A 6,568-nucleotide genomic window follows, 5' to 3' on the forward strand; every position below is an offset into this window, starting at 1 on the left:
GCCATGGCCGTGCTCGAGCGCTCAGCCACCATGGGCGTGATCGTCGCCGCCCCCACGGCCGGCTCCGCAGGCGTCGTACCCGGCTGCGTGTTGGCGCTCGCCGACCACCTCGAGCTCGACGACGAGCAGGTCATGGACGCCCTCTACTGCGCAGCCGCCATCGGCCTCAACCTCACCACGAGCGCCAGCGTTGCCGGCGCCGAGGGCGGCTGCCAAGCCGAGGTAGGAAGCGCGGCCGCCATGGCTGCCGCCGCGCTGGTGCAGATGCTCGGCGGCACGCCCGAGCAGGCGCTCGACGCCAGTTCCATCGCCCTGAGTAACCTGCTGGGCCTTGTTTGCGACCCCGTCGGTGGCCTCGTGGAGGTACCCTGCCAAAACCGCAACGCCATCGGCGTGGCAGCCGCCTTTAGCTCCGCACAGCTTGCCCTCGCCGGCATTAAGAGCCTGGTGCCGTTTGACCAGATGGCGCACGTCATGCTCTCGGTGGGCCACGCGTTGCCGGCCACGCTGCGCGAGACGGCCAAGGGCGGCATCGCGCAGGCTCCGGCCGCGCTTTCGGCCTGTGCAAAATGCGGTGTGTGCGGATAGCGACAAAGGACGACTTAAAGGTGGGACAAATGTCCCACCTCTTTTGAATGCCACCGTTTCCATACCACAATCAACTAGGTAATCGCTATAATGCAAGCCCAGTAAAAACACGATGAGCCACAAGGCGAAATTCGAAGGATATGCATACGATGTCGCAAAACGATCGAACTCAACTGATTCCCGATCCGCAGCAGCCGAGCAGGCACACCGGCGGCGTTCAGTCGCCGCGTCCTATCGCGCCGAGCCACGGTCAGCAGCGTGGTGCGACAAACACTTCGCAACGCCCGAACCAGCAACGTCAGCAGCGCAAGGCAAACGGCAATGCGCCCAAGCAGCCCCCCACGCACGCTCGAGGCGATCGCGGCCCCGCACGCAAACCCGCCGAGAACAATAAGTCGGGCAAAAAGACGACGCTCTTTGTCGTCCTGGGTCTTATCGTCATTGTCTATATCGTAGGCGTCGTAGCGTTTTCGCAGGTAGCCTACCCCAACACCACCATCGCCGGCGTCGACGTCTCGTTCTCCAACGCTTCGTCTGCCGCCACCAAGGTCAACTCGGCATGGAAGCACTATAAGCTCACCGTGACGGGCGATGACTTTAGCTGGACCTATCAGCCCGAGTCCGATGAGCCCATCGTAGACGGCGAAGCTGCCGCAAAAGAGATCATCAACCACAACGAAGCCTTTGTATGGCCTGTCCGCCTTGTAGAATCCTTAAGCGGCAAGACCAAAACAACCGCTAGCTCCAACGAAGTCGATCTTGATCAAGACGTCGACCTTTCCATGCTCTCCGATGCCTTTGATCAAAAGCAGTTTGAGGAGGATCTGGGGGCCGCCATCGACGAGTTCAACGAGGGCCGCTCGGGCACGTTCGAGGCATCGAGCTCCTATGACGAGCAGGCCGGCAAGTTCACCGTCGAAAAGGCACGCTCTAATGAGAAGCTCAACCGCGAGCATGTCATTAAGTTCGCCGAGCTCGAGCTTGCCTCGCTCGCCGAGGCCGTCGATCTTACGAAGCTCGGCAACGATGCCTATGAGCCGCTTAATGGAACGCTGACCGACGACCAGATCCAGGCTGCTTGCGATGCCGCCAACAACTTCCTGGGCGTCAACGTCACTCTCAAGCTCAACGGCGAGGACGCCGGCAAGGTCGATGGCAGCTCCGTGCTGCAGTGGATCAGCTTTGCCGATCCGGCCAACCCCACGCTCGATACGTCGCAGATCAGCAGCTGGGCAGCCGAGCTCGCCAACGGCTTTAATACCGTGGGCTCCACTCGCTGGTGGACGCGCGCCGATGGCAAGCAGTGCGCCGTCGAAGGCGGCGACTTTGGTTGGTCCATCGACAGCAGCTCGCTCGCAAAGCAGGTCGAGGATGCCATTAACAACAAGCAGACCGGCGAAATCGAGATCAAATACTCCCAGAAAGCCGACACCTTTACCGCAAAGGGAGAGCCCGACTGGAAGGCATACGTCGATGTCGATCTGTCCGAGCAGCACGCGCGCTACTACGACGAGAGCGGCAATATCGTGTGGGAGGCCAACTTTATCTCGGGAAAGCCGGGCGAGGACGCCACGCCCGAGGGCGTCTGGCAGATCAACAGCAACGACGGCGCCAGCAAACTCATCGGTGCCAAGGACCCCGAGACCGGCAAGCCCAAATACGAGAGCCCGGTAAGCTATTGGATGCCGTTTGAGGGAAACATGGTCGGCTTCCACGATGCAACGTGGCAAAACGACAAGAGCTTTGACGACCCCAACTCCTACAAGTGGTGCGGCAGCCACGGTTGCATCAATCTGCGCCTGGCAGACGCCAAGGCACTTCACGACTGCATCAAAGTCGGCCTGTGCGTGGTTGTCCACTCATAGTGCAACGCGCGCATTCCTACAACGTGGAACCGCTGCGACCAATCTAACAGTTCCGAAAGAAACCGTTCTATGCGCCCACCCCAACCGGTGGGCGCATATACTTATCAAGGTTCTTTCTATAAAGGAGACGCTATGCCGAATGTCCCCACGATCACCCCGGGCCCGGATGATACCGAGCACACGCCCGAAGGTGCCACCGAAACGATTCCTCTGATTACAAACGCACACACCGACAAGCAGAGCGGACGCACGAACGATGCGGCCGAGATATCCGATGAGGAGGCATATGCCAAGCTCAAGGCAAAACGTGCCGAACGTCGACGCAAAAAGCTGATTCGACGCGGTATTGCCGCCGGCGTCGTGGGTGCCATCGCGCTCATTGCCATTGTCGCAACCCTGGTTATCAATGCGCAGCCTCAGGGCGCTAGCGGGCCTGTGACCGACATGGTGACCGAGGGCACGTTTAGCACAACGGTCGAGGCGAAAGGCCAGCTCAAACCCATTTCGTCCTCAGTGGTCTCCCCTTCTGTCGACGGCACAGTCGATTCGATCAACGTGCAGGCAGGCCAATCCGTCAACGAAGGCGACGTGCTCATGACCATTAAAAACGACGAGCTCGATCGCAACGTTGCCGAGGCGCAGCGTGCAGTTGCAGCCGCTCAGGAAGACCTCGCCAACGCGCAGAAAGCCGCAGCTGCCGCGCAGGCCACCCCAACGACGGACATCGATGGAGCTTCCGCAGCGGCTGGCATCTCCGCCGCATCAGCGGACACGAACGCCGTATCGGCCGCTCAGCGCAGTCTCGCATCGGCCCAGGCAAACCTCGATCAGGCGAACGCCAAGGCCGCCAGCCGTACGGTAACGGCCCCGAGCTCGGGCAGCATCGTGGAGCTCAACGCCAAGGTGGGCGCCACGGTAACAGGCGGCATGATCATGGGTGAAAGCGATACGAGCGGCGGCAAGCAGTGCATGCAGATCGCCGACCTGTCCAAAATGAAGGTGACCGTGCAGGTAGGCGAAAAGGACATCGCCAAGATCGCCGTTGGGCAGAGCGCCAACATCACGTATCCCGCGTTTCCCGATATCGTGAGCCAGGGAACGGTCACCGCCATCGCCTCGGTGGCAAACTCCGACTCCAACAACGGCGGCGGCAGCGTGACCTTTAACGTCGACATTCTCATCGAGGCGCCCGACGCGCGCCTGAAGCCGGGCATGACGGCCGAGGTATCGGTGGTGACCGAGCAGCTCGACGACGTGGTGATGGTGCCGACGATGGCGCTCATGACCGAAGACGGCGAACACTATTACGTCAACGTGGCGACTGATGACGAGGGCAAGCAAACCCGTCGCGTGAAGGTGACCGTCGTGACGCAAAACGACAACGAAGCCGTAGTCGGCAAGACACAGGTCAAGCGCGACGACCAGGGCAACGAAATCAACCCTGACGTGCCGGTTACCAAGCTACGCGATGGCGACACCCTCGTCATGGACAACGGGGCGGACGCAACGGCTGACGGCGGCTACAGCGCGGATTCGGGCAGTACGTCTGCCGACGAGGGTATGTAATGCGTCCCGTCATCGACATCCGCAACGTGCACCGCATCTTTGAGAGCGAGGCCGGCTGCGCCCATATCCTGCACAACGTGAGCCTGGCGGTAGATCCCGGCGAGTTCGTCGCCATTACCGGCCCCTCGGGCTCGGGCAAGTCGACGCTCATGAACATCCTAGGTTGCCTGGATAAGCCGACGGCGGGCGACTACTACCTGCAAGGGCTCAACGTGGCCGAGCTCGATGATGACGAGCTCACCGAAGTCCGCGCCCTGAGCATCGGCTTTGTCTTTCAGAGCTTCAACCTGCTACCGCGCCTGTCGGTTATCGAAAACGTCATGCTGCCGCTGGCCTACACCAACGTACCCCGTAGCCAGCGCGAAATGCGCGCCGTGCACGCGCTGCAGGCCGTCACGCTGCCCGTCGACCACTGGGACCACCGCATATCCGAGCTCTCGGGCGGCCAGATGCAGCGTGTCGCCATCGCACGTGCCCTCGTCAATGACCCGCCCATCATTCTGGCCGACGAGCCGACGGGAAACCTGGACTCCGCCACCGGAGCGCTCGTCATGGAAACCTTCCATAAGCTCCAGGAGCGCGGCAAGACCATCATACTCATCACGCACGACCCCGGCATCGCCGCCGAGGCCGACCGTGCCGTGACCATCCGCGACGGTCGTATTCACGACGGCGCGTATATTCCACATACACCGCGGACCCTGCGCAGCGCCGTCGATAGCCTACCCACGATCTCCGACCCGACCATCCCGCAGAAAGGAGTGATGGTGTGAGCACGCGCGACCTCATCCAGGAAGCCCTTCACTCGCTCGAGGCCAACAAGGGGCGCAGCCTGCTCACCATCCTGGGCATTGTCATCGGCATCGCCTCGGTTATCGCCATGACTTCGCTCATCGGCGGCATCCAAAACAGCCTGGTCAACAGCCTGGGCCTCAATGCGGCACGCATGGTGCAAATCTATTCGTCGCAAGAACTCACCGAGTCGGACATCGAGAAGCTTCAAAAACTGGTGCCGCAGATAGAGCAGATCGGCATTGTCGACAGCGCGTATACCGAGTACAAGACCGGCGATAAAAGCTATACCGTCATGGCACAGGGTGTCGATAGCGACATGCTCGACGCCGTGGGGGCCAGCAAGCTCGTTGCGGGGCGCATCTATTCCCAGGCCGAGTCCCAATCAGGCTCGCGCGTGGCGCTCATCAGCCGCGGCGGCGCCGATCAGCTTTACGGCAACGAACAGGATGCGCTGGGGAAAACCATCAAGGTGTCCAACGGCGAGGTGCAGATTGTAGGCGTGATTGATGGCGGCAGCGACTCAATGGGCTCGCTCACGCTGTATATGCCACGCGAAACAATCTCCGGTCTGTTTGGCGACGAGAATCCTTCATTCCCCAACGTGACGGCACTTGCCACCGAGGGCACGGACATGGATGAGCTCTGTAAGACCATCGAGTCCAAGGTGCGCGCGATGAAGGGCATCGAGGAGGAGGATGAGTACGACAGTGTATCGGCGACATCCATGAAAAGCGCCATCGATGCACTCAACTCCTTTATGGGCGCGTTCTCGCTCATCATGGGTGCTGTCGCCAGCATCTCGCTGCTTGTCGGCGGTATCGGCATTATGAATATGATGCTTACCAACGTAACGGAGCGCATTCGCGAGATCGGCATCCGCCGCGCTCTGGGCGCCAGTCGTCGCGATATCACCGCGCAGTTTTTGGCCGAGTCTTCGGCGCTGTGCGTCACCGGTGGCCTACTGGGTGTCCTGATAGGCTATCTGCTGGCCTGGGGCCTCTCGATGTTTGCCTCCGGATCCGGGATTCTTGGCGAGCTCGGAGCCAGCGGGCAAATCACACCGAGTTTTTCAATCGCCACGGTGCTGCTGGCCTTCGCCGTCTCCGTCGGCATCGGCGTAATCTTTGGCTTCTACCCCGCTCGCCGCGCGGCAAAGCTCAACCCGGTGGAGTGCCTGCGCTACCAGTAAGTCATCACCAACAAGTTGCGGTGAATTGGGGACCGTTTGGAGGTGCGACGCCGGAAACGTAGAGATTGGCCTCGCCGAAGTCGGCCCGGGCCCGGCAGGGCCTGCGTCAGCATTGCCAAAAACGCCCATCGAAAGGGCGAATCCCTCTTGACAGAACTACAGGAACACCCCCCACGCGGGCGGGAGGGCGCGCAGCCGTGGCGAGCGCCTAGCGCGCGAACTCCCGTAAGAGCGCGTCTTCCACTTCCCGAAGCGAAAGGGCCCCACCTCCCTCGGCGGGACGGGTGACCACGATGCAGCGCGCTCCCACGTCATGCGCGGCGGCGAGCTTCTCGGCCGTGCCGCCTACGGTTCCCGAGTCCTTGGTTACAAGCCACTGGGCGCCCACCTGCCGAAGCATCGCCTCGTTGAGCTCGCGGGTGAAGGGACCCTGCATGCCGATGACGTGCGACGGCGAAAACCCCGCGTCGATGCACTTCGTTATAGCACCGGGCAGCGGGAGCACACGCACGAAGAAGCGCTCCGCGAAATCGGCGACGCGCGTGTAGGGAGCAAGCTCCTTGCT

6 protein-coding genes are annotated in these 6,568 nt (G+C 61.5%); 5 read left to right on the plus strand and 1 reads right to left on the minus strand.

Going from position 1 to position 6,568, the window contains the following annotated elements:
* The 5 genes from Q0G75_RS09205 to Q0G75_RS09225 form a co-directional block, all read left to right on the plus strand.
* On the plus strand, window positions 1-588 hold a 588-nt coding region (locus tag Q0G75_RS09205; RefSeq protein ID WP_294417971.1), incomplete at its 5' end, for an L-serine ammonia-lyase, iron-sulfur-dependent, subunit alpha.
* A 149-nt stretch (window positions 589-737) separates the two neighbouring features.
* Window positions 738-2,453, plus strand: coding sequence for a L,D-transpeptidase (locus Q0G75_RS09210; RefSeq protein WP_294417972.1), 1,716 nt, complete (start codon window positions 738-740; stop codon window positions 2,451-2,453).
* A gap of 132 nt (window positions 2,454-2,585) precedes the next feature.
* Entirely contained in the window at window positions 2,586-4,019 is a 1,434-nt protein-coding gene (locus Q0G75_RS09215) for an efflux RND transporter periplasmic adaptor subunit (RefSeq protein WP_294417973.1), read from the plus strand.
* A complete protein-coding gene (locus Q0G75_RS09220) occupies window positions 4,019-4,792 on the plus strand; it encodes an ABC transporter ATP-binding protein (RefSeq protein WP_294417974.1) in 774 nt (257 codons plus the stop codon). The genes Q0G75_RS09215 and Q0G75_RS09220 overlap by 1 nt, the downstream gene beginning before the upstream one ends.
* On the plus strand, window positions 4,789-6,003 hold the full coding sequence (locus Q0G75_RS09225) for an ABC transporter permease (protein WP_294417975.1): 1,215 nt from the start codon (window positions 4,789-4,791) through the stop codon (window positions 6,001-6,003). Before Q0G75_RS09220 ends, Q0G75_RS09225 begins: the two co-directional genes overlap by 4 nt.
* Before the next feature lie 208 nt (window positions 6,004-6,211).
* Here the strand turns inward: Q0G75_RS09225 and Q0G75_RS09230 are convergent.
* Window positions 6,212-6,568 (minus strand): precorrin-6A/cobalt-precorrin-6A reductase (locus Q0G75_RS09230; protein ID WP_294417976.1); only part of this gene is annotated, 357 nt, incomplete at its 5' end.

The organism is uncultured Senegalimassilia sp., from assembly GCF_934636665.1.
In the GTDB taxonomy this organism is placed as follows: Bacteria; Actinomycetota; Coriobacteriia; order Coriobacteriales; family Eggerthellaceae; genus Senegalimassilia.